The organism is Pseudomonas sp. EA_5y_Pfl2_R50, from assembly GCF_963970475.1.
Classification (GTDB): Bacteria; Pseudomonadota; Gammaproteobacteria; order Pseudomonadales; family Pseudomonadaceae; genus Aquipseudomonas.
The window spans coordinates 1-571 of the sequence record NZ_CAXAPT010000087.1; the positions used below are offsets into that span (position 1 = coordinate 1).

A 571-nucleotide genomic window follows, 5' to 3' on the forward strand; every position below is an offset into this window, starting at 1 on the left:
CCGGCGGATGAGGGCGGTAAGTGGATTCGCGAAATCGGCCTCTACGATGCGGACGGCGACTTGGTGGCTGTGGCCAACTGCGCGCCGAGCTTTAAGCCCCTGCTGTCGCAAGGCTCCGGACGCACGCAAGTGGTGCGGATGAATTTCGTGGTCAGCAGCACGGGCAACATCACGCTCAAGATTGACCCGGCGGTTGTCTTGGCGACTCGGGCCTATGTCGACGCCGCCGTACTGGAAGTGCTGCCGAAGAACAAAACACCGGGTCAATGGACGCGGGTCAAGACCAATGATCGCGGCATTGTGGTGGAGGGCGACAATCCGGATACGCTGGTCAAGATGGGCATAACGGATGCCTACACGAAAACCGAAGTCGGGGCGATGGTTGCCCAAGCCTCTGAAACCAAGCTTGGCACGGCCAAAATTGCGACGCAGGCTCTGACAGATGCAGGCGTTGATGACGCCACGATGGTGACGCCGAAAAAACTCAGGTTAGGCTTTTTGGCAAGCCTGACACAAAACGGGTACGTGGTTTTTCCTAGCTGGCTGGGTGGCTTCACCATCCAGTGGGGGG

1 protein-coding gene is annotated in these 571 nt (G+C 59.0%); it reads left to right on the forward strand.

Going from position 1 to position 571, the window contains the following annotated elements; genetic code table 11:
* Positions 1 to 571 (forward strand): phage tail protein (locus tag AACY19_RS26830; protein ID WP_339454513.1); only part of this gene is annotated, 571 nt, incomplete at both ends.